Source organism: Streptomyces sp. NPDC059080 (genome assembly GCF_042739975.1).
GTDB lineage: Bacteria > Actinomycetota > Actinomycetes > Streptomycetales > Streptomycetaceae > Streptomyces > Streptomyces benahoarensis.
Genome location: NZ_JBHYGX010000018.1, coordinates 13,873 through 32,637, shown reverse-complemented (window position 1 = coordinate 32,637; position 18,765 = coordinate 13,873). Strand labels below are relative to the sequence as shown.

Here is an 18,765-nt window from a genome sequence, read left to right as displayed (position 1 = left end):
CCCCACCGCGACCTGCCGCCGGCGTATACCCCCCCCCGACAGTCGCCCCCCGGGTCCGGTCCGGCGGCGGGCGGGGGGCCCCCCGAACCGCCCGGGGGCCCCCCCGGGGGGGGGGGCCCCGTCGGGCCGGTGTGCTGCGTCCCGTGGCTCAGACCGCCGCGGGCGCCTCCGGTGTGTGCGGGCCGGGCCCCGCCACGGCCTCCTCGTCCTGGGCGCGCTGCCCGGGGATACCGGCCAGGCGGCGCTCCATCCGGACGCGGCGGGCGTCGGCCTTCGCGCAGAGGTCCAGCGCGGCCTGGTTGAAGCGGACCGACGAGGGCGGATCCGACGGGCCGAGCAGATGCTCCTTGAGGACGGCGCGCTCGGCCGCGAGGGTGTCCAGCTCCGGGTTGCGGACGCTCTCCAGCAGCCCGGCGACGCCGTCCGCCGCGGGCGTGAGGATCGCCGCGGCGCGCACCGTCGGGAAGTGGGTGCGGAACTCCTCCTCCGTCATACCGGAGGTGTTGGCGACCGCGTACGGCTTCTCGCTGGTGAGGTAGTCCGAGACGACGCTGGAGACGTCGCTGATCAGCACGTCCGCCTCGTTGAAGCAGCCGAAGATGCCGGGGCGGGCGGTGGTGATGACGAGGTGCTCCCACGCCGGGAAGGACGCGAAGTAGGCGCTCTCCCAGGCGTCGGCGGCGGCCGCGACGGCGGCCGCGCGGCCCTCGGGCGGCGTGCCCTGGAGCCGCATCCGCTCCAGCTCGTCCGCGCTGTTGCGGAACTCCGAGGTGGTCAGCGCGGCCAGCTCCGCCTCGCGGCGGTCCAGCTCGGCCGCCGCCGCCGCGCCCGGCCGCTCGCCGCCGCGCCGGGTGTTGGCCTCCGCGATCATCGCCTGGATCCGGGTGTCGGCGGCGCCCGCCCGCGGCTCCACCGAACCGGTCATCGGGTGCGGCTTGTACAGCAGCCGCACCTTGGGGTCGGCCAGCAGCGCCCGGACGATGTTCTCCCCGGCCAGGATCACCGAGGTGTTGCCCGGGTTGCCGTCCCAGCCCTCCCAGGTCGGGGCGTACAGCACCGTCGTCATCCGGTCCGCGGCGGGCGGGCCCGCGGACGGCCGGATCGGCGCCAGCTGCGGGCGGCCGACCTCGACGACGTCCTTGTCCTCCACGCCGATGTCGGCGAGCTGGTAGCGGTCCCGGGCGGCCGGGCCCGCGACCCACACCTCGTCGTACGCCTTGGCGTACGGGTTGCAGGACGACAGCTTGTCGCTCTCACCGTGGTTGATGAAGGCGTGCTTGATGGAGGGGATGCGCAGGATCTGCGACGTCTTGCCGGAGTTCGCCGGGTGCAGCAGCAGCTTGAGCGCGGAGTGCTCCAGACGCATCAGGTTGGCGACCTTCGGGATGCAGACGATCGGGATGTCCGTCGCCTCGATCTTCTGCACCATGAAGCGCTCACGGAGCACGATGATCGGCTTGCCGTCGAGACCGTCGAGGGTCGACAGCCACATGTTGGCCTGGTACGCGGAGGACGCACCGCCGGAGAAGTACATGCCGACCGTGGGCTCGTACGCGGCCAGCCAGCGATCCAGCCACTCCAGCGCCCGTGCCTCGCCGAGCACCCGCTTCTTCGGCATCAGCCAGGTGCCCAGGTACACCGAGCCGCCGATCGAGAGGACCAGCGAGACGGCCAGTCCGACGCCGCCCCAGAACGCGTCCGTGGTGAGCGCGGTGACCATCATGCCGACCGTGGTGGGCACCGAGAAGCGCAGCAGCCGGCGGCCGGTCTGACGGGACAGCAGCCGCGGCGGCGCGTCGGACAGCCCCAGCGCGCTCGCGTCGACGTTCCGCGTCACGAACGGCAGCGCGCGGCCGCGCCGCACCAGCACCGCGAGGGCCTGGCACACGAAGTGGGTGCCGTAGAAGGCCAGCAGCGCGATGGTGAGCGGCGCCTGCTCGACGAGCGGATTGATGCCGTCGATGTGCAGCAGGCCGACCAATATCAGCATGTCGCGCAGCAACTGGCGGACCGTGACGTCGAAGCGGACCCGGCCCAGCACCGCCAACAGCGCGGGCTGCGTGTGCTGGAGGAACAGGTCGAGGCCGAGGTTGACCACGGATGCGACGATGAACAGCGGTATGACGGGCAACAGCGCACCGAGAAGCTGGGCGATGAAGGCGACCATCATCGCGAGCAGCGCCGCGAGCTGTACGGCTCGGCGGGGGGCGATTCCGGCGGAAGGCACGGGGAAGGGCTCCTGGCAGCAAAAAGAAAGAAGGTCAGGGAAGGCCGAGGGGGCGGCCGGGCCCCGCGCTGCGACGCCGCTGGGGCGGGGAAACGGGACCGGTGGACACCCGACCGTATGACCTTGTTGGCTCCGGTGACAATCTGCTGTGGATCTCATCACCGCGAATACGGACCAAACGAACGCAACCTCCGAGGCGCCGTCACCGTCTTATCCGTCTTGTCCTCGCCGCGCGGGCGGGGCGCCAACGCCCCTGCGCGCCCCGCCGCCACGCCCCGCGGCGCCCGGCGTGAGCAGAAGCACACCGCGCCCGCCGCCCGCGCGCACCGCCCGCGCGCACCGTCCGCCAGGCGATATCGCCACGCGCGCGCCCCGCCCGCTGCCGTAGATTGCCTGGACGGGGCGGCCCGCGGGCCGCCCCCGCACGGCGGTACCGGACGCGAGCACAGGGGTAGCAGTGGCAGGGGCGAATCAGGGGGCGACGGCCGACGGGACCTGCGGGGGCGCGGGGCCGCGCGAGGGTGTCGCCGAGGCCCGCCGGGTCGTGGTGAAGGTCGGCTCGTCCTCGCTGACCACCGCCGCCGGGGGACTGGACGCCGACCGGGTCGACGCGCTGGTGGACACGCTGGCGAAGTACCGCGACAAGGAGATCGTGCTGGTCTCCTCCGGCGCCATCGCCGCGGGCCTGTCGCCCCTCGGCCTCGACCGGCGCCCCCGCGACCTCGCCCGGCAGCAGGCCGCCGCCAGCGTCGGCCAGGGCCTCCTCGTCGCCCGCTACACCGCCTCCTTCGCGCGCTACGGCCGCCGCGTCGGCCAGGTCCTGCTGACCAGCGACGACACCAGCCGCCGCGCCCACTACCGCAACGCCTGCCGCACCCTGGACCAGCTGCTGGCCATGGGCGCCGTGCCGATCGTCAACGAGAACGACACGATCGCCACCGACGAGATCCGCTTCGGCGACAACGACCGCCTCGCCGCCCTCGTCGCCCACCTCGTCCGCGCCGACCTGCTGATCCTCCTCTCCGATGTCGACGGTCTCTACGACGGCGACCCGTCCACCCCCGGCACCACGCGGATAGCGCAGGTCAGCGGCCCCAAGGACCTGGAGGGCATCGAGATCGGCAGCGCCGGGCGGGCCGGGGTCGGCACCGGCGGCATGGTCACCAAGGTCGAGGCCGCCCGGATCGCCGCGGCGGCCGGGATCCCGGTGGTGCTGACCTCCGCGGTGCACGCCGCCGAGGCGCTGGCCGGCGGACCCACCGGCACCCACTTCCTGCGCACCGGCCGCCGTTCCGCCGACCGTCTGCTGTGGCTGGCGCACGCCTCCACCCCGCGCGGCGCGCTGGTCCTCGACGACGGCGCGGTGCGCGCGATCGTCGAGCGGAACTCCTCGCTGCTGGCCGCCGGGATCGCCGCGGTGGAGGGCGAGTTCACCGCGGGCGACCCGGTCGAACTGCGGGACCCGTCCGGCGCTGCCGTCGCCCGCGGGCTGGTCAATTTCGACGCCCGGGAGATCCCCCGTCTGATCGGCCGTTCGACCCGTGACCTCGCGCGCGAGCTGGGCCCCGCCTACGAGCGTGAGGTCGTGCACCGCGACGACCTCGTCCTCCTCGGCCACTGACGCCTCCACTGCGCCGACGGCCCCGCCCGCCCCGCCGGTGACGCCGCGTCCGGCGCCCGCGGCCACCCGGCGCGGCGGCGCCCGTACCGGAGCGGCGTGCCCCCTTTCCGCGGGGACCTTCGCCAAAACGCCCCCGCGACGGTCCGGGGACTGGTCCACTTTGTTGCGGGGGCACCGCAGGTGAGCGGTGCCCGCAGCACGCCGAGGAAGACCGCACCGATCGGCTCCGCGCCCGCGCGGGGCGATTCGCATCATTCGCAGCACAGGAGGCCGCCGTGGTACGAGGGCGCCCAGGGGCACCGCTCCGAGGGACGGCGGAGCGCACACTGACCAGCGTCGGGACCGGCACCCCGCCGGACGCCCCGGCCCGGCCGGACGACGACGCCGCCCGCAGCCGACCGCACGCCGCACCGCAACAGGCGCCGCACCCCGGGAGCCAGGAGGTCTCCCGGCTGTGGCACGTCACACTCAGCGTCTCCGGGGCCGACGCCCCGCTGGCGGACGTCCGGCGGGCCCTCGAACGGCTCGCCCACGACCACCCGTTCCTGCTGACCAGCCGCTACGCCAACGACCACGCCGAGATCCGGTACTGGGAAGAGGCCCGCGACCTGCACGACGCCGCCGCCGTCGCCCTCCGCCTCTGGGGCGAACACCGCTCCACGGCGGGTCTCCCGCCCTGGGAGATCGTCGGCCTGGAGGTCATCGACCGCGACACCTACCACCAGCGCATCGCCGAGGGCTACGGCCCGCCCCCGGCGGCGCCTGTGGGGGTACACCCGTACTGAGGGCGGCGGGGGCGAGCCAGGTCCGGAGCGCCCGGTCCGGCGGGGCCGCCCTGCCCCGTCCGCTCCGTGAACCACCCCGCGGTCCCGCGCCGCCGCTCGTCTAGTCTTCCGCCCATGACCAGCAGCAGCGCCTCGCACTCCTCACCCGTCCTCGCGACCGCGGCCCGCGCCCGGGAGGCCGCCGCCCTTCTCGCGCCGCTGCCGCGGACCGACCGCGACGGCGCCCTGCTCGCCGTCGCCGACGCCCTCGTCGCCCGCACCGACGAGATCGTCGCGGCCAACGCCGAGGACACCGCCAAGGCCCGCGCCGCCGGTACCTCCGAGTCGCTGGTCGACCGGCTGACCCTCACCCCGGAGCGGATCGCCGCCATCGCCGACGACGTCCGGCACGTTGTCACCCTGCCCGACCCGGTCGGCGAGGTCGTCCGCGGCTCGACCCTCCCCAACGGCCTCGACCTGCGGCAGGTCCGCGTCCCCCTCGGCGTCGTCGGCATCATCTACGAGGCCCGGCCCAACGTCACCGTCGACGCCGCCGCCCTCTGCCTGAAGTCCGGCAACGCCGTCCTGCTGCGCGGCTCCTCCTCCGCGTACGCCTCCAACACCGCCCTCGTCACGGTCCTCCGCGACGCCGTGGCGGGCGCCGGTCTCCCCGCCGACGTCGTCCAGCTGGTCCCCGGCGAGAGCCGCGACGCGGTCCGTGAACTGATGCGCGCCCGTGGCCTGGTCGACGTGCTGATCCCGCGCGGCGGCGCCTCGCTCATCCGCACCGTCGTCGAGGAGTCCACCATCCCGGTCATCGAGACCGGCACCGGCAACTGCCATGTCTACGTCGACGAGGCCGCCGACATCGACATGGCCCTCTCGATCCTCGTCAACTCCAAGGCCCAGCGCCCCAGCGTCTGCAACGCCGCCGAGACCGTCCTCGTGCACGCCGGTATCGCCGACGCGTTCCTGCCCCGCGCCCTGGAAGCCCTCACCCAGGCCGGTGTGATCGTGCACGGAGACGCCGCCTGGCAGCAGGCCGGTCCCGGTCTGGTCGCGCCCGCCACCGACGAGGACTGGGCCACCGAGTACCTCTCGTACGACATCGCTGCCGCCGTCGTCCCCGACCTCGACGCGGCCGTCGCCCACATCCGCCGCTGGACCTCCGGCCACACCGAGGCCATCGTCACCGGCTCGCAGGCCGCCGCCCGCCGCTTCACCCAGTTGGTCGACTCGACCACGGTCGCCGTGAACGCCTCCACCCGCTTCACCGACGGCGGCCAGTTCGGCTTCGGCGCCGAGATCGGCATCTCCACCCAGAAACTGCACGCCCGCGGCCCCATGGGACTGCCCGAGCTGACCTCCACGAAGTACATCGTCACCGGCGACGGGCACACCCGCTGATCACGGGCGAGGTCGTTGGCCCCGCTCCCTGCCCAAGCCGCCCGAGCGGGGCTAATCTGGACGCGTGCCGGACGACGCGGGGGGCACGCCGTTCCCGGACGGCGAACAGCCCGACGAGCACGACCACGGGAGCCACGGAGCGGCGGACGAGGACTTCGCCTCCGTGGTCTTCGACGAGGCGTTCGTCCGCTCCGCACAGATCCACGAACCCTCCGCCGTCGAACGCCTCGTCGCCGCAGCCGAGGCCCGCGCCGGTCTCGCCGTCGGCCCCGAGCAGGAGAGCGGCGACCCCTTCGACGACCCCCGCGGCCCGGCCCCGTACGACGCCCGCGACGACGCCTTCGCGCCCTACGGACCGTACGGGCCCCACGGCGGCGCGCTCCGCCCGTACCGCGGCACCGCCCACTGGCACCGCCCGGTGGCCTGGGTGCTCGCCGTCGTCATGGGCGTCGGCCTCGTCGCCCTCGCCTTCACCGCCGTCCACCGCACCGCCGGTGCCGGGGCCCCGGGGCGGCCCCCCGCCTCCAGCGGCCCGGACACCCCGTCCGGCGGGCCCGCACCCGGCCACGGACCGGCTCGCCCCCTGCCGCCGCCCGCGTCCGCCGGAGCCGTCCCGCCGTCCGCGTCGGCCGGGTCCCGGCCGCACTGATGGCCCGGGAGTGTCCTGGGCCGTCGCGCCGCCGGGCACACGGCGTCGGCTCCTCGACGTTTACGCGCCGCCCCGCCGACCTACCCTGGTGGTATGAGCGGACGAGGTGACCCTCCCGAGGGGACGCCGGACGGCGCTCCGGGAGGCGGCGAGGACGAGTACCGGTCGATGGTCTTCGACGAGTCGTTCATCCGTGCTGCCCGGCTCAAGGAGAACTCCGCCGACGAACGTCTCGGTGAGCACCACGCGCCCGCCGTCCGCCCCCGCCGCCCCTGGGTGCGGCTTCCCGGCTCACGGCAGGCGCTGCTGCTGGTCCTGCTGATCGTCATCGCCTTCGGCACCGCCATCTACATGGGCATCCGCCACCCGTACAAGGCCGCCGAACCGGGGCTCGGCGCGCAGTCGCTGCGGTCGTCGGTGGTGCCGCTCACCCCGCCCGGCGCAGTACCGGGCGGCGCCCCCGGTGATCTCTTCGCCCACAGCCCGGCCGCCCACTTCCGGGTCGGCGCCGCCGGGGTCAACCTCCCGAACGTCTCCCGCACCCCGCACTTCTCCGGCGGGCAGCTCGCCGAGGCGCTGCGGCTGGCGAAGGAGTACCTCGTCCGCTCCTCGATCGACCCGGCCACCCTCACCGGCGGCTCCGTGCGCTCCGTCCGTCTGCTGCTGGACACCGGGCAGCTCGATCAGTTCGACCGGAGCATGGCGCGCCCCGTCGACGACGGGCGGCACGCGGCGACCGGCTGGCTGATCCGCTTCGACCAGGGCACGACGGCCCTCGCCGACAAGAACGTCCGGGTCAACGGCGATCTCGCCGCGTCCGAGAGCGGCCCCGACTCCCTGGAGGTCACCGCCGACTACACGTTCGTCTACGCGGTACGGGCCACCGGTGGCGCCGCCCAGCAGCCGGCCCACGGCACCGGCAAGCCCGTGCCCGGCGCCTCCTCGCTCTTCACCGTGCGCCGCGAGATCCGCTTCCGCCTGGACCGCGAGGACCTGGCCGGCCACCGGCTTGAGATCGCGCAGAGCAGTCTCCAGGCGGGGCCGATGGCCTGTGCCCCGCAGGCGGACGTGCTGCGCCCGCTGCTCGCCGGGCAGCACGCGGGGGACGCCCGTCCGGCGGGCACCGATCCCTACTCCCGCCAGGGGGCGAACCCCTCGCTCTGCGGCCGCCTCGCCGCTACTTCCCAGCCGACTCCGAGCCACCCGGCCCGCTAGCACCGTCGCCACCGGAGTCACCGGGGCGCTGGGTGCCGCGGAAGACGGTGTCGCGCAGCTTGCCGCCGAGGTCGCCCGCGCCGCCCGCGATGTCCCGCACCAGGCCCATCAGCGGGTCCTTGCTGTTGCGCACCGAGTCGGCGTAGTGGGACGCGGAGTCGCGGAAGGAGTCGGAGACCGAGGTGTCCTTGTCCTCGTCGCGCCGCGGGTAGTGGCCGTCCATGATCCGCTGGTAATCGCGGCTGGCCGCCCACTTCTTCAGCTCGGCGGCGCGCACCGTGGTGAAGGGGTGGCTGCGCGGCAGGACACTGAGGATCTTCAGCACGGAGTCGCGCAGATCGCCGCCCGCCTCGTACTCCTCCGCCTGCTCCAGGAACGCGTCGACGTTCATCTCGTGCAGGTGGTTGCCGCCCGCCAGCTTCATCAGGCCGCGCATCGACGCCTGGACGTCCTGCCCGACCAGCAGCCCGGCGCGGTCCGCCGACAGCTCCGACTTGCGGAACCACTCGCGCAGCGCCGTCACGATCGCCATCACCGCGACATTGCCGAGCGGGATCCACGCCACCCGCAGCGCCATCTTCGTCAGGAAGAGCAGCAGAGTGCGGTAGACCGCGTGCCCGGACAGGGCGTGACCGACCTCGTGGCCGATGACCGCCCGCATCTCCTCCTCGTCCAGCAGCTCGACCAGACCGGTGGAGAGCACGATGATCGGCTCGTCGAGACCGATGCACATGGCGTTGGGCTGCGGGTCCTGATTGACGTACATCGGCGGGACCTTCTCCAGGTCCAGGATGTAGCAGGCGTCGCGCAGCATGTCGTTGAGGTGGGCGAACTGCCGGTCGCCGACGCGCACCGAGTCCGACAGGAAGAGCAGCCGCAGGCTGCGCTCCGGCAACAAGCCGCTGAGCGTCTTGAAGACGGTGTCGAACCCGCTGAGCTTCCGCAGCGCCACCAGCGCCGACCGGTCCGCCGGGTGTTCGTACGCACGGGACGAGATTCCGGGGAACCGCCTGCGGTCCCTGCTCGGCACGCGCTCGCTGTCTGGGCTCTCCGTCATTGGGGCCTCCCCCTGTTCGACTGCGTGTGATCCAGACTAGAGGACGCCACTGACACCCGATTGGATGCTCGGGCGTACGCTGGCGCTCGCACCACATGACCGCACAGTCCCGTACCAACGGAGCGCCCCGCCATGACGATTCCGAGCGTGCTGCTCGCCGCTTCCGACGCCGCCGCGACGGCCGGTGCCACCGGCGTTTCCCACGCCGATGACGGCCCCGGGTGGCTGCTGCGCGGCGTGATCATCGTCGGCGTCCTCGGCGCGATCCTCCTCGCCTGGATCCTGCTGCGCGGCTACGGCGACTCGGACGGCAACTGACCGCACGACCCGGGGAGCGAGGCCGCCCGGCACACCGCCGGGCGGGCCGTACGCGCCGGGCCCCGGCGGAGTCGGCGTGAGCCCGCACAGACCCGACGCTTACGATGTGGCGGAAGTCTCTGCCCGCCCCCAGCCCGGATTGGTCCCCCGCCGATGAGCCTGCACGCCCCCGCACAGTCCCTGGTCGCCCTTGCCGAGGGAGGCCAGCACGACAGCCTCAACCCGCTCGTCACCGGCGGCGGGGCGTTTGTCGTCCTGCTTCTCCTGCTGGTGATCACCACCCGCTTCAACCGGGACCGCTGAGCCCGGTACCCGGCCTCCGGCGCCGCGCGACGCCCAGTAGGGTCTGCACGCATGGGAGAGCACACAGAGCCCGTGAAGCGGCGACTCGGAGTGATGGGCGGGACGTTCGACCCGATCCATCACGGACACCTTGTCGCCGCCAGCGAGGTGGCCAGTCAGTTCCACCTCGACGAGGTCATCTTCGTCCCGACCGGACAGCCGTGGCAGAAGAGCCACAAAACGGTGTCCCCGGCCGAGGACCGGTACCTGATGACGGTCATCGCGACCGCGTCGAACCCGCAGTTCTCCGTCAGCCGCATCGACATCGACCGCGGCGGCAAGACGTACACCATCGACACGCTGCGTGACCTACGGGCGCTGCACGGCGATGCCGACCTGTTCTTCATCACCGGCGCCGACGCGCTGGGACAGATCCTCACCTGGCACGACGCCGAGGAACTGGTCTCCCTCGCGCATTTCATCGGCGTCACCCGGCCCGGCCATGTGCTGGCCGACCCGGGGCTGCCCGACGGCGCGGTCTCCCTCGTCGAGGTGCCCGCGCTCGCCATATCCTCCACCGACTGCCGGGCGCGCGTCGCCCAGGGCGACCCGGTCTGGTACCTCGTGCCCGACGGTGTGGTGCGCTATATCGACAAGAAGCAGCTCTACCGCGACAACGGCTGACGGGGCGGATCGAAAGGGGCACCGGTGACCGACCGACAGGACCCGTACGGGCCGCAGGACCCGTACACCCCCGACCCGTACGCCCATGAGCGGCGGCAGGGCCGGCAGGAGTACACCTACGACGCGTACGGCCAGCCGGTGCACCAGGACACTGCGCCCGGCCAGGAGCCGCACTACGACCCGTACGAGCGGCCCGCCGCGCCGTACGGCGACCCGTCGTCCTACGGCGGCCACGACCCCTACGGGGGCCAGGGGCACGGCTACGGCGGCCACGCCCAGGGCTACGACCCCTACGGGAACCCGGCCACCGGCGCACCGCAGCAGAACTGGGTCCCCCAGCAGGCCCCCCGCCCCCCGTACGAGCAGACGTTCTACGCGCCGTCCGCCTACGAGCCGTCGTACGAGCAGTCCGCCTACGGGCAGGACACGTACGGGCAGGACGCGTACGGCGGGGCCCCCTACGGGGAGCAGACCTACGCGGGGCAGCAGTACGGCGCGCAGGGCTACGCGCAGCCCGGTTACGGCGACCCGTCCCAGGGCGGGCACCGCCCCGTGGAGCAGGAGGCGCCGCGGGCCTACCCCGAGGAGCCGCAGCGCCACCGCGAGCAGCCGCCGCGGCCACCGGAGCAGCGGCGCCCGCCCGAGGACGCGGGCCCGGCGGACGGGCCCGAGCCGTCCGCGCCAGGCGGTGACCGGGGCCCGGAGGGCCAGACGGAGCAGTTCGCGTTCATCGAGGAGCCCGACGAGGACCCCGAGGACGTCATCGACTGGCTGAAGTTCACCGAGAGCCGCACCGAGCGCCGCGAGGAGGCCAAACGCCGGGGCCGCAGCCGCCGCGTGGCCCTCGTGGTGTTGCTCGTGCTGCTGGTGGCCGGCGGGGTCGGCTATCTCTGGTGGGCCGGGAAGCTGCCGGGGCTGAGCGGCCCGGGCGGCACCGCCGCCGAGGCGGGCGCCGGGCAGAAGCGCGACGTCCTCGTCGTCCACCTCCGCGACACCCGCACCGGCGACAGCTCCACCGCCCTGCTGGTCGACAACGAGACCACCGGCAAGGGCACCACCGTCCTGCTGCCGAACAACCTCATCCTCACCAAGGACGACGGCACCGCCACCACGCTCGGCAAGTCCGTCAAGGACGACGGCACCGAGCCCACCCGGGACGCCCTGGGCACCCTCCTGGGCGCCGACCTCAAGGCGTCCTGGCGGCTCGACACCCCGTACCTGGAGAACCTCGTCGAGACCGTCGGCGGCATCTCCGTCGACACCGACACCACCGTCCCCGGGGCGAAGAAGGGCGACTCGCCCCTGGTCAAGCCGGGCAGTGACCGCCTGCTGAACGGCCAGTCGGCGGTCGCCTACGCCACCTACCGCGGCCCCGGCGAGACCCAGGACAAGCAGCTCACGCGGTTCGGCCAGGTCATGCAGGCCACGCTGAAGAAGGTCTCCAGCGACGCCGACGGCGCCACCGCCACCGTGAAGTCGCTGCTCCAGGTGCTCGACCCGCCGCTCACCGAGGCGCAGCTGGGCAGCTCGCTGGCGGTCCGCGCCGATCTGGCGAAGACCGGCGCGTACGGCACGCTGCTGCTGCCGGTGCGGGCGAACGGCACCCTGGGCCCCGACGCGGCCGGTTCCGTCGTCAGGAACGTCCTCGGCGGCACGGTCAAGAAGACCGATCCGAACGGCACCCCGCGGGTCTCCGTACGCAACGCCACCGGCGACGCCAAGGCCGCCCCCAAGGTGCAGGCGGCGCTGGTCAACGGCGGCTACACCGTCGTCAGCGGCGGCACCGCGGACGCCGCCGCGGCGGCCTCGCAGGTCACCTACGCGGACGCCGCCGACCAGGGCAAGGCGGCGGAGGTCGCCAAGACGCTGGGGCTGCCGGACACCGCGGTCCGCAAGGCGAACGGCGCCGCCAACGCGGACATCACGGTCGTCCTGGGCCAGGACTACCGGGGCTGACCGCGGCGGAAGAGGGCCGGGTACCTGCGCAATCAGCAGGTGCCCGGCCCTTTTCCGTACGGGCCCGGGCCCGCGGCGCCCGGCCGCCGGGAAATCCCCGGCCGGGGTGTCGGTGGTCCGTGAGACCCTTGAGAAGAATCCGAAGCCGCTTGGACCGCCCGCCCGGGCGGTGGTGCCGTGGGCCGTGTGCCCGGGGCCGGGCGGCCCGTCCCCGACCCGAAAGCCGCTTGTGACCGCCACGGACCGTTCCATCGAGCTCATCACCGCCGCCGCCCAGGCGGCCGCCGACAAGCTCGCGCACGACATCATCGCGTACGACGTCAGCGACGTCCTCTCGATCACCGACGCCTTCCTGCTGGCGTCGGCGCCCAACGACCGCCAGGTCAAGTCGATCGTCGACGAGATCGAGGAGCGCCTCAACAAGGAGCTCGGCGCCAAGCCGGTCCGCCGCGAGGGCGACCGCGAGGCCCGCTGGGTCCTTCTCGACTACGTCGACATCGTCGTCCACGTTCAGCACAGCGAGGAGCGCGTCTTCTACGCGCTGGAGCGCCTGTGGAAGGACTGCCCCGAGATCGAGCTCCCCGAGGACGCCAAGGCGACCCACGGCAAGGCCGCCGAGCACGCCGAGGCCACGGCGGGCGAGGCAGAGGGAGTGAGCAACTGAACGGCACCTCCGCGGGCCGCGGCCGCCGCATCGTCCTGTGGCGCCACGGCCAGACCGCCTGGAATCTGGAGCGCCGCTTCCAGGGCTCCACGGACATCGAGCTGACCGCGACGGGCCAGGAGCAGGCCCGGCGCGCCGCGCGGCTCCTCGCGGCCCTGGGGCCGGACGCCATCGTCGCCTCCGACCTGCGCCGGGCCGCGGCGACCGCCGGTGAGCTGGCCGCCCTGACCGGGCTCGACGTGGCGCACGACGCCGCGCTGCGGGAGACGTACGCCGGCACCTGGCAGGGGCTGACGCACGAGGAGATCATCGAGCGGTACGGCGATCAGTACGCCGCGTGGAAGCGCGGCGAGCCGGTCCGGCGTGGCGGCGGTGAGCTGGAGACCGAGGTCGCCGACCGGGCCGCCCCGGTGGTCCTGGGCCACGCCGCGAAGCTGCCCGACGACGGCACCCTCGTCATCGTCAGCCACGGCGGCACCATCCGCACCACCATCGGGCGGCTGCTCGGCCTGGAGGCGCACCACTGGGAGGGGCTAGGCGGTCTGTCGAACTGCTGCTGGTCGGTGCTGGGCGAGGGGGCGCGCGGCTGGCGGCTGCTGGAGCACAACGCCGGGACCCTCCCGGAGCCGGTGCTCGGCGACGACGCCTGAGCCGTCCGCGGAGCGTCCCGCGGGCCCGGATTTCACATCTGGGCAGGTCGCAGGCTAAAGTTCTTCTTGTTCGCGGCGTCGCCGGGGGAAACCCGGAGGGGCGGAACAAGACCCGGGGCTATAGCTCAGTTGGTAGAGCGCCTGCATGGCATGCAGGAGGTCAGGAGTTCAATTCTCCTTAGCTCCACAACCCGGATGATCCCGTCTCACGGATTCCAGTCCCGTACTGGATCGCGCGAGGCGGGATCATTGCTGTGTCCGGACGTCGTCGGGCCGTACGGGCGCCGGACGGTTCGGCGCCGGTGGCGCGGGCAGATTTCGGTGCGCGGGCCGTCGCGTCCGGGCCCGCGCCGTGGCCAGGCCGTCCCGCCCGGCGGTCCGTGGCAGAATCGGACGGCCGGCAGGGGAGGAGAGGACGCGATGCCCAGGAGCATCCCCGGGAAGGTCGTCGACCTGCCCGACGCCGCCGGGCCGTCGCGCCCGCACCGGCTGCCGGACACCGCCTCCCCGCACGGCGCGGTCCCCTCGTTGCAGTGCCCCGCCTGCGGCTCCCCCCGGGTGGCGCAGATGCTCGGCGACAACGGCGGCCTCTCTTTCGTCTGTACGTCCTGCGGCCACAGTTGGAGCTGACCGATGGGAGCCCACAGCAGGAAATGCGACTGGTGCAGCAGCGGTACGCCGATCGTCCGTGACATGGAACCGCTCAACTCCGCGTTCCAGTACTGGTGCGAGGAGTGCGCCCGCGCGCTGGTCATCAAGGGCGACCCGATCGAGACCTACCGCGAACTGGACGGCGAGCCGATCTACGGACGACTCCTCGACGAACACTGCGCGCTGAAGCGTTTCTACTCCTTCGCCACGGCCTGAGGGCGACCGCGGTGCGCGCCCGATCGCCGTACGCGCGGCCCCGCCTGACGCCGTGTGAGCCGATGCCCGACTCGTCCTGACGCCATGCCACCCCGCGTCCGGAGGCGGGAAGGTACGGCCCGCGCTACGCCCGTGCGTCGCACCCCGCCCGTCGCAGCCGCAGCGCGCACAGCACCAGCAGCCCGATACCGGCGAGCGGATAGACGTCGGAGAGCAGCAGCTGGATCGGGCTCTGGTGCAGTTCCTCGTGGTGGTGCCAGGCGTGCGGCACCCACCAGAGCGCGAAGCTGACGAACAGGGCAGCCAGCACGCCCGTTGCCGCCCTCCACCGGCGCGCCGCGCCGCCGGTGCGTGCCAGCGCCTCGGAGCCGACGAGGATCAGCGCCGGTACGCACCACACCCAGTGGTGCGACCAGGAGATCGGGCTGACCAGCAGGGCCGTCACCGCGCAGCTGACGGCGGCCCAGGCACGGTCCCCGCGCAGCAGCGCACCGGCCGCGAGGGCCAGTCCCACCGCGACCGTCACGGCGGCGCCCACCAGCCAGGCGCCGCCCGGGTCGTGGGTGTGCAGCAGCCGCGCGAGGGCGCCGCGCAGCGACTGGTTCGCGGTGATCTCGACCTCACCGACGCGGTCCGCGGCGAAGACGATCTCCGTCCAGAAACGGTGCGCATCGTGCGGCAGGACGAGCGCGGACAGACCGGCCGTGGCGAGGAACGTCACGGTGGCCACCGCGGCCTGCCGCAGCCAGGGCACCCGCAGCGCGGTACGCAGCGGGGCGCCGCCGCGCAGCAGCTGGACGGCCCGTACCGCCCCGGCGAGCGCGAGGAAGACGGCGAACAGCGCGGGCGTGAGCTTGATCCCCGCCGCGACACCGATCCCGATCCCGGCCCAGCGGTTGCTGTCCCTGCGGGTCAGATCCCACAGCACGAGCGCCGCGAGCAGCAGGTTGATCTGCCCGTAGCGCAGGGTCGTCCACACCGGCTCGCACCACACCAGCAGCGCGGACAGCGCGAGCGTCGCGGCCGGACGCGGCAGCCGGTGCGGCCGTCCCGCCAGCCGCAGCGAGAGATGAACGACGGCCACCAGCAGCAGCAGGTTCCCGGCCGTCGCCAGGGTGCGCATGGCACCCACGCCGACCAGTGTCAGCGGGGTGAACAGCAGCGCGGCGAACGGCGGGTAGGTGTTGGGCAGGTGCGCCGAGGTGGCGACCATGTCGTAGAGGTCCGCGCCGGTGCGCGCGGTCCAGCCCTCCGCGCGGTAGACCATGAGGTCGATCATGGTCACGTGCGCCAGCCGCTGGGCGGTCCAGAACGCCGCGAACGAGACGAGGCAGCCGAGAGCGGCCCACCGGACCGCGCGGCGTCCCGGCGCCCCCGTCAGCGGGGCGCGGCCGCCGGACTCGGTGGACTGTTCCAGCTCCGGCGCGGTCACGGCGTACGGCTCCCCAGGACGAATCGGGCACGGTCCGCCGACAGTACCCCGGGCGGTTCCGGGGGCCGGAGCAGGAGCGATTTGGCAGAAGCCCGGGAGGGCCGTGTAATGTAGTCGATGTCGCCGCGGGGGACCGCAGCGGAGAAGACCTGGGGCTATAGCTCAGTTGGTAGAGCGCCTGCATGGCATGCAGGAGGTCAGGAGTTCAATTCTCCTTAGCTCCACAGGAATCAGAGCGGGCCGTCCGAAAAGGGCGGCCCGCTCTTGTTGTGCGCCCATTCTCTGCGCGGCCGTCGCGTGTGGGGTGCGCCATAGGGCGGGCGTTCCGTGGCGGGTGTGGCGTACGGCACGGCGGTGGGTGTTCCCGGGGGAGCGGGGCGCCGGTGGGGCGGTGTTCCGCGCCGCGCGAGGTGGCCTCCCGGGCGTCCGCTCCACCCCGCCGTACCCTGACGTCTACTCACATTCCGCCCCGTGTCCTCCGGTTGGGGTCGTTCTTGGCGTGCGCGCGGCCCCCTTCGGTCTCTTCCGCTGCCCGTCCATTCCTTGCCTGCCCTTGTCGTTCCTTGGGGTCTTCTTGGCGTGCCCATGCCCCTGACGTGAACATTTCACCGAAAGAGTGACGCATCGCGTGCATGTCACCTCCCTTCCCTCGTCTCACGCCGCACGCGAGGCACCGGACGCCGGTGTACGGCGGCGCGTACGGCGAGCCGTCGCGGAGCCGGTCGCGGTGCCACCGTCAGCACCTACCGCATCGTCACCACAGGGGGTTCCATGAGATCGAGCCGCAGCAGAGCCGGGCGGGCGCGTACCGCGACGGCGTGGGCGGCGGCCCTGCCGCTGATCGCCGGGGCGCTCGCGCTCGGCGCGCCCGCCGCCGACGCCGCGGGCCACGACGGTGGACGGCATGCGCTCCGCGGCACCAAACCGGCCTGGGCGACCCAGCAGTCCGACCGCGGAGCCACCGCCGAGAACACCGGCATCACCGCCCGCGTCTACCTCGCGGGCCGGGACGCCGACGGGCTCGCCGCGTACGCCAAGGCGGTCTCCGACCCGCACTCCGCCCACTACGGGAAGTACCTGACCCCCGGCCAGGTGAAGGCGCGCTACGGCGCGACCCGGCAGCAGGTGAACGCCGTGAGCGACTGGCTTCGCGGCGCCGGGCTCAAGGTCACCGAGGCGGGCGGCCGCTACCTCACCGTCCACGGTCCGGCCTCGGCCGCGGAGCGCGCCTTCGCCACCGACCTGCACAACTACCGCAAGGGCGGCCACACTTACCACGCCCCCTCGGCCACCGCCTCCGCCCCCGCCTCGCTGGGCGGCGCCGTGCTGACCGTCACCGGCCTGGACAACGCGCCCCGGATGGCCCGGCACCACTCCACCGAGCTGCCCCCGCCGCCCGGCGTCTTCCGTAACGCCGGGCCGTTCTCCACGTACCACGGCTCCCGGACCGCCAAGGGCCTGCCGAGCGCGTACGGGGGCAAGGCGCCGTACGCGGTCAAGGGGTACACCGGCAAGCAGCTGCGCGCCGCCTACGGGGCGGGGAAGTGGACGGGCAAGGGCGTCACCGTCGCGATCACCGACGCCTACGCCTCGCCGACCATCGCCGCCGACGCCCGGCACTACGCCGCCCGCAACGGCGACGCCGGGTACCGCCCGGGTCAGCTCTCACAGGTGCTGCCCGAGGACTACACGCACATCGAGGAGTGCGGCGCCTCCGGGTGGTACGGCGAGGAGACGCTCGACGTCGAGGCGGTGCACGCCGTCGCGCCCGCCGCCGACATCGTCTACGCGGGGGCCGCCTCCTGCATGGACGACGACCTCCTCGACACCCTCGGCCGGGTCGTCGACGGCCGCCTCGCCGACATCGTCTCCAACTCCTGGGGCGACATCGAGGCCAACGAGACCCCGGACGTGGCCGCCGCCTATGACCAGGTCTTCCAGCAGGGCGCCGTCGAGGGCATCGGCTTCTACTTCTCGTCCGGTGACAACGGCGACGAGGTCGACAACACCGGCACCAAGCAGGTCGACACCCCGGCGAACTCCGCGTGGGTCACCGCCGTCGGCGGCACCGCGCTCGCCGTCGGCAAGCACGACACGTACCAGTGGGAGACCGGCTGGGGCACCCGTAAGGCGCTGCTGTCCAAGGACGGCGCGGGCTGGGACGGCTTCCCCGGCGCGTTCAGCGGTGGCGCCGGCGGCGGCACCAGCAAGACCGTCGCGCAGCCCTTCTACCAGCGCGGCATCGTCCCTGACGGGCTCGCGAAGGCGGGCGGCGGCGGAGCGATGCGCACCGTCCCCGACATCGCCGCGGTCGCCGACCCCAACACCGGCTTCCTGGTGGGCCAGACCCAGACCCTGCCCGGTGGCAAGCAGGGTTACGACGAGTACCGCATTGGCGGCACCTCGCTCGCCGCGCCCGTGATCGCCGGTATCCAGGCGCTCGCCCAGCAGGCCCGCCACGGCATCCCCATCGGCTTCGCCAACCCCGGCATCTACCAGCGGTACGGCACCCCGGCGTACCACGACGTCACCGACCACCCGCTCGGCGCGGGCCGTGGCCTGGCCGTCGTCCGGACCGACTACGTCAACGGCGTCGACGCCTCCAAGGGCACCACGACCTCGCTGCGCAGCCTGGGCCAGGACAGCTCTCTGAGCGCCCGCCCCGGCTACGACGATGTCACCGGCGTCGGCTCCCCGGCGGACGGCTACATCGAGTCGTACCGCCACTGATCCCAGGACCGGCGCGCCCCCTGAATCCAGGGGGCGCGCGGGCCGGGGGCCCCCACCGCCCCCGGGTGCTCGCCGGGTTCCTCGCCACGGGGGCGCGCGGGCCGGGGGCCGCCCCCGCCGGCGCGCCCCCCGCCCCCCCCCTCCACTATTTTTACCCAGCCGGGGACCCCCGCGCGCCCCCCCCCCCTGGGGGGGGGGGCCCCCCCGGGCCGGGGCCCGCGCCGGGTGGGAATCCTCGACGC

General features: G+C 73.6%; 17 protein-coding genes and 2 tRNA genes. 16 read left to right on the top strand and 3 right to left on the bottom strand.

What is annotated here, in order from left to right; all coding sequences use genetic code 11:
• Nucleotides 1-148 precede the first annotated feature (148 nt).
• The gene (locus tag ACFWWQ_RS16515) at nucleotides 149-2,227 is read right to left on the bottom strand and encodes a hypothetical protein (protein WP_384596611.1); all 2,079 of its coding nucleotides are present in this window, start codon (nucleotides 2,225-2,227) and stop codon (nucleotides 149-151) included.
• Nucleotides 2,228-2,771: 544 nt separating this feature from the next.
• On the opposite strand from ACFWWQ_RS16515, the gene proB reads away from it, so the two are divergent.
• From proB to ACFWWQ_RS16490, 5 genes are all read left to right on the top strand, one after another.
• The gene (gene proB, locus ACFWWQ_RS16510) at nucleotides 2,772-3,848 is read left to right on the top strand and encodes a glutamate 5-kinase (RefSeq protein ID WP_384596745.1); all 1,077 of its coding nucleotides are present in this window, start codon (nucleotides 2,772-2,774) and stop codon (nucleotides 3,846-3,848) included.
• A 275-nt stretch (nucleotides 3,849-4,123) separates the two neighbouring features.
• Complete coding sequence (locus ACFWWQ_RS16505; RefSeq protein WP_384596609.1) at nucleotides 4,124-4,633, top strand: hypothetical protein; 510 nt, start codon at nucleotides 4,124-4,126, stop codon at nucleotides 4,631-4,633.
• Nucleotides 4,634-4,747: 114 nt separating this feature from the next.
• Nucleotides 4,748-6,019 (top strand): glutamate-5-semialdehyde dehydrogenase, encoded by a 1,272-nt coding sequence (locus ACFWWQ_RS16500; RefSeq protein ID WP_384596607.1) that lies wholly within the window; start codon nucleotides 4,748-4,750, stop codon nucleotides 6,017-6,019.
• 64 nt (nucleotides 6,020-6,083) lie between these two features.
• Nucleotides 6,084-6,668 (top strand): hypothetical protein, encoded by a 585-nt coding sequence (locus ACFWWQ_RS16495; RefSeq protein WP_384596605.1) that lies wholly within the window; start codon nucleotides 6,084-6,086, stop codon nucleotides 6,666-6,668.
• Nucleotides 6,669-6,761: 93 nt separating this feature from the next.
• Nucleotides 6,762-7,883 (top strand): hypothetical protein, encoded by a 1,122-nt coding sequence (locus tag ACFWWQ_RS16490; RefSeq protein WP_384596603.1) that lies wholly within the window; start codon nucleotides 6,762-6,764, stop codon nucleotides 7,881-7,883.
• Here the strand turns inward: ACFWWQ_RS16490 and ACFWWQ_RS16485 are convergent.
• On the bottom strand, nucleotides 7,846-8,940 hold the full coding sequence (locus ACFWWQ_RS16485; protein ID WP_384596601.1) for a M48 family metallopeptidase: 1,095 nt from the start codon (nucleotides 8,938-8,940) through the stop codon (nucleotides 7,846-7,848). The two genes, ACFWWQ_RS16490 and ACFWWQ_RS16485, sit on opposite strands and share 38 nt — an antisense overlap.
• A gap of 132 nt (nucleotides 8,941-9,072) precedes the next feature.
• On the opposite strand from ACFWWQ_RS16485, the gene ACFWWQ_RS16480 reads away from it, so the two are divergent.
• The 9 genes from ACFWWQ_RS16480 to ACFWWQ_RS16440 all read left to right on the top strand — a co-directional run bounded on the left by ACFWWQ_RS16480 (nucleotide 9,073) and on the right by ACFWWQ_RS16440 (nucleotide 14,361).
• Nucleotides 9,073-9,258, top strand: a complete 186-nt coding sequence (locus tag ACFWWQ_RS16480) for a hypothetical protein (protein ID WP_384596599.1) — start codon at nucleotides 9,073-9,075, stop codon at nucleotides 9,256-9,258.
• Between the two features lie 153 nt (nucleotides 9,259-9,411).
• Nucleotides 9,412-9,561, top strand: a complete 150-nt coding sequence (locus tag ACFWWQ_RS16475) for a hypothetical protein (protein ID WP_384596597.1) — start codon at nucleotides 9,412-9,414, stop codon at nucleotides 9,559-9,561.
• A gap of 51 nt (nucleotides 9,562-9,612) precedes the next feature.
• The gene (nadD, locus tag ACFWWQ_RS16470; RefSeq protein ID WP_143941976.1) at nucleotides 9,613-10,224 is read left to right on the top strand and encodes a nicotinate-nucleotide adenylyltransferase; all 612 of its coding nucleotides are present in this window, start codon (nucleotides 9,613-9,615) and stop codon (nucleotides 10,222-10,224) included.
• Nucleotides 10,225-10,248: 24 nt separating this feature from the next.
• Nucleotides 10,249-12,180, top strand: coding sequence for a LytR C-terminal domain-containing protein (locus ACFWWQ_RS16465; RefSeq protein ID WP_384596595.1), 1,932 nt, complete (start codon nucleotides 10,249-10,251; stop codon nucleotides 12,178-12,180).
• Between the two features lie 229 nt (nucleotides 12,181-12,409).
• A complete protein-coding gene (rsfS, locus tag ACFWWQ_RS16460) occupies nucleotides 12,410-12,844 on the top strand; it encodes a ribosome silencing factor (protein ID WP_384596592.1) in 435 nt (144 codons plus the stop codon).
• On the top strand, nucleotides 12,841-13,494 hold the full coding sequence (locus ACFWWQ_RS16455; RefSeq protein ID WP_384596743.1) for a histidine phosphatase family protein: 654 nt from the start codon (nucleotides 12,841-12,843) through the stop codon (nucleotides 13,492-13,494). Before rsfS ends, ACFWWQ_RS16455 begins: the two co-directional genes overlap by 4 nt.
• 114 nt (nucleotides 13,495-13,608) lie before the next feature.
• Nucleotides 13,609-13,681 (top strand) — tRNA-Ala (locus tag ACFWWQ_RS16450).
• A gap of 233 nt (nucleotides 13,682-13,914) precedes the next feature.
• Nucleotides 13,915-14,124, top strand: a complete 210-nt coding sequence (locus ACFWWQ_RS16445) for a hypothetical protein (protein WP_384596589.1) — start codon at nucleotides 13,915-13,917, stop codon at nucleotides 14,122-14,124.
• Nucleotides 14,125-14,127: 3 nt separating this feature from the next.
• Nucleotides 14,128-14,361: a hypothetical protein gene (locus tag ACFWWQ_RS16440; RefSeq protein ID WP_384596586.1), complete on the top strand. Its 234-nt coding sequence runs from the start codon at nucleotides 14,128-14,130 to the stop codon at nucleotides 14,359-14,361.
• A 124-nt stretch (nucleotides 14,362-14,485) separates the two neighbouring features.
• Here ACFWWQ_RS16440 and ACFWWQ_RS16435 read toward each other — a convergent pair whose 3' ends face one another.
• Nucleotides 14,486-15,793, bottom strand: coding sequence for a glycosyltransferase 87 family protein (locus tag ACFWWQ_RS16435; RefSeq protein WP_384596583.1), 1,308 nt, complete (start codon nucleotides 15,791-15,793; stop codon nucleotides 14,486-14,488).
• Between the two features lie 151 nt (nucleotides 15,794-15,944).
• Here ACFWWQ_RS16435 and ACFWWQ_RS16430 point away from each other — a divergent pair.
• A tRNA-Ala gene (locus ACFWWQ_RS16430) sits at nucleotides 15,945-16,017 on the top strand.
• A gap of 547 nt (nucleotides 16,018-16,564) precedes the next feature.
• Nucleotides 16,565-18,523, top strand: coding sequence for a protease pro-enzyme activation domain-containing protein (locus ACFWWQ_RS16425; protein WP_384596580.1), 1,959 nt, complete (start codon nucleotides 16,565-16,567; stop codon nucleotides 18,521-18,523).
• Nucleotides 18,524-18,765: the final 242 nt, after the last annotated feature.

Bases quoted from the DNA above. Each gene is read 5' to 3' on its own strand.
- ACFWWQ_RS16475 (WP_384596597.1), top strand. From the start codon at position 9,412: ATGAGCCTGCACGCCCCCGCACAGTCCCTGGTCGCCCTTGCCGAGGGA.
- ACFWWQ_RS16445 (WP_384596589.1), top strand. From the start codon at position 13,915: ATGCCCAGGAGCATCCCCGGGAAGGTCGTCGACCTGCCCGACGCCGCC.
- ACFWWQ_RS16480 (WP_384596599.1), top strand. From the start codon at position 9,073: ATGACGATTCCGAGCGTGCTGCTCGCCGCTTCCGACGCCGCCGCGACG.
- nadD (WP_143941976.1), top strand. From the start codon at position 9,613: ATGGGAGAGCACACAGAGCCCGTGAAGCGGCGACTCGGAGTGATGGGC.
- ACFWWQ_RS16490 (WP_384596603.1), top strand. From the start codon at position 6,762: ATGAGCGGACGAGGTGACCCTCCCGAGGGGACGCCGGACGGCGCTCCG.
- ACFWWQ_RS16500 (WP_384596607.1), top strand. From the start codon at position 4,748: ATGACCAGCAGCAGCGCCTCGCACTCCTCACCCGTCCTCGCGACCGCG.
- ACFWWQ_RS16440 (WP_384596586.1), top strand. From the start codon at position 14,128: ATGGGAGCCCACAGCAGGAAATGCGACTGGTGCAGCAGCGGTACGCCG.
- ACFWWQ_RS16485 (WP_384596601.1), bottom strand. From the start codon at position 8,940: ATGACGGAGAGCCCAGACAGCGAGCGCGTGCCGAGCAGGGACCGCAGG.
- ACFWWQ_RS16425 (WP_384596580.1), top strand. From the start codon at position 16,565: ATGAGATCGAGCCGCAGCAGAGCCGGGCGGGCGCGTACCGCGACGGCG.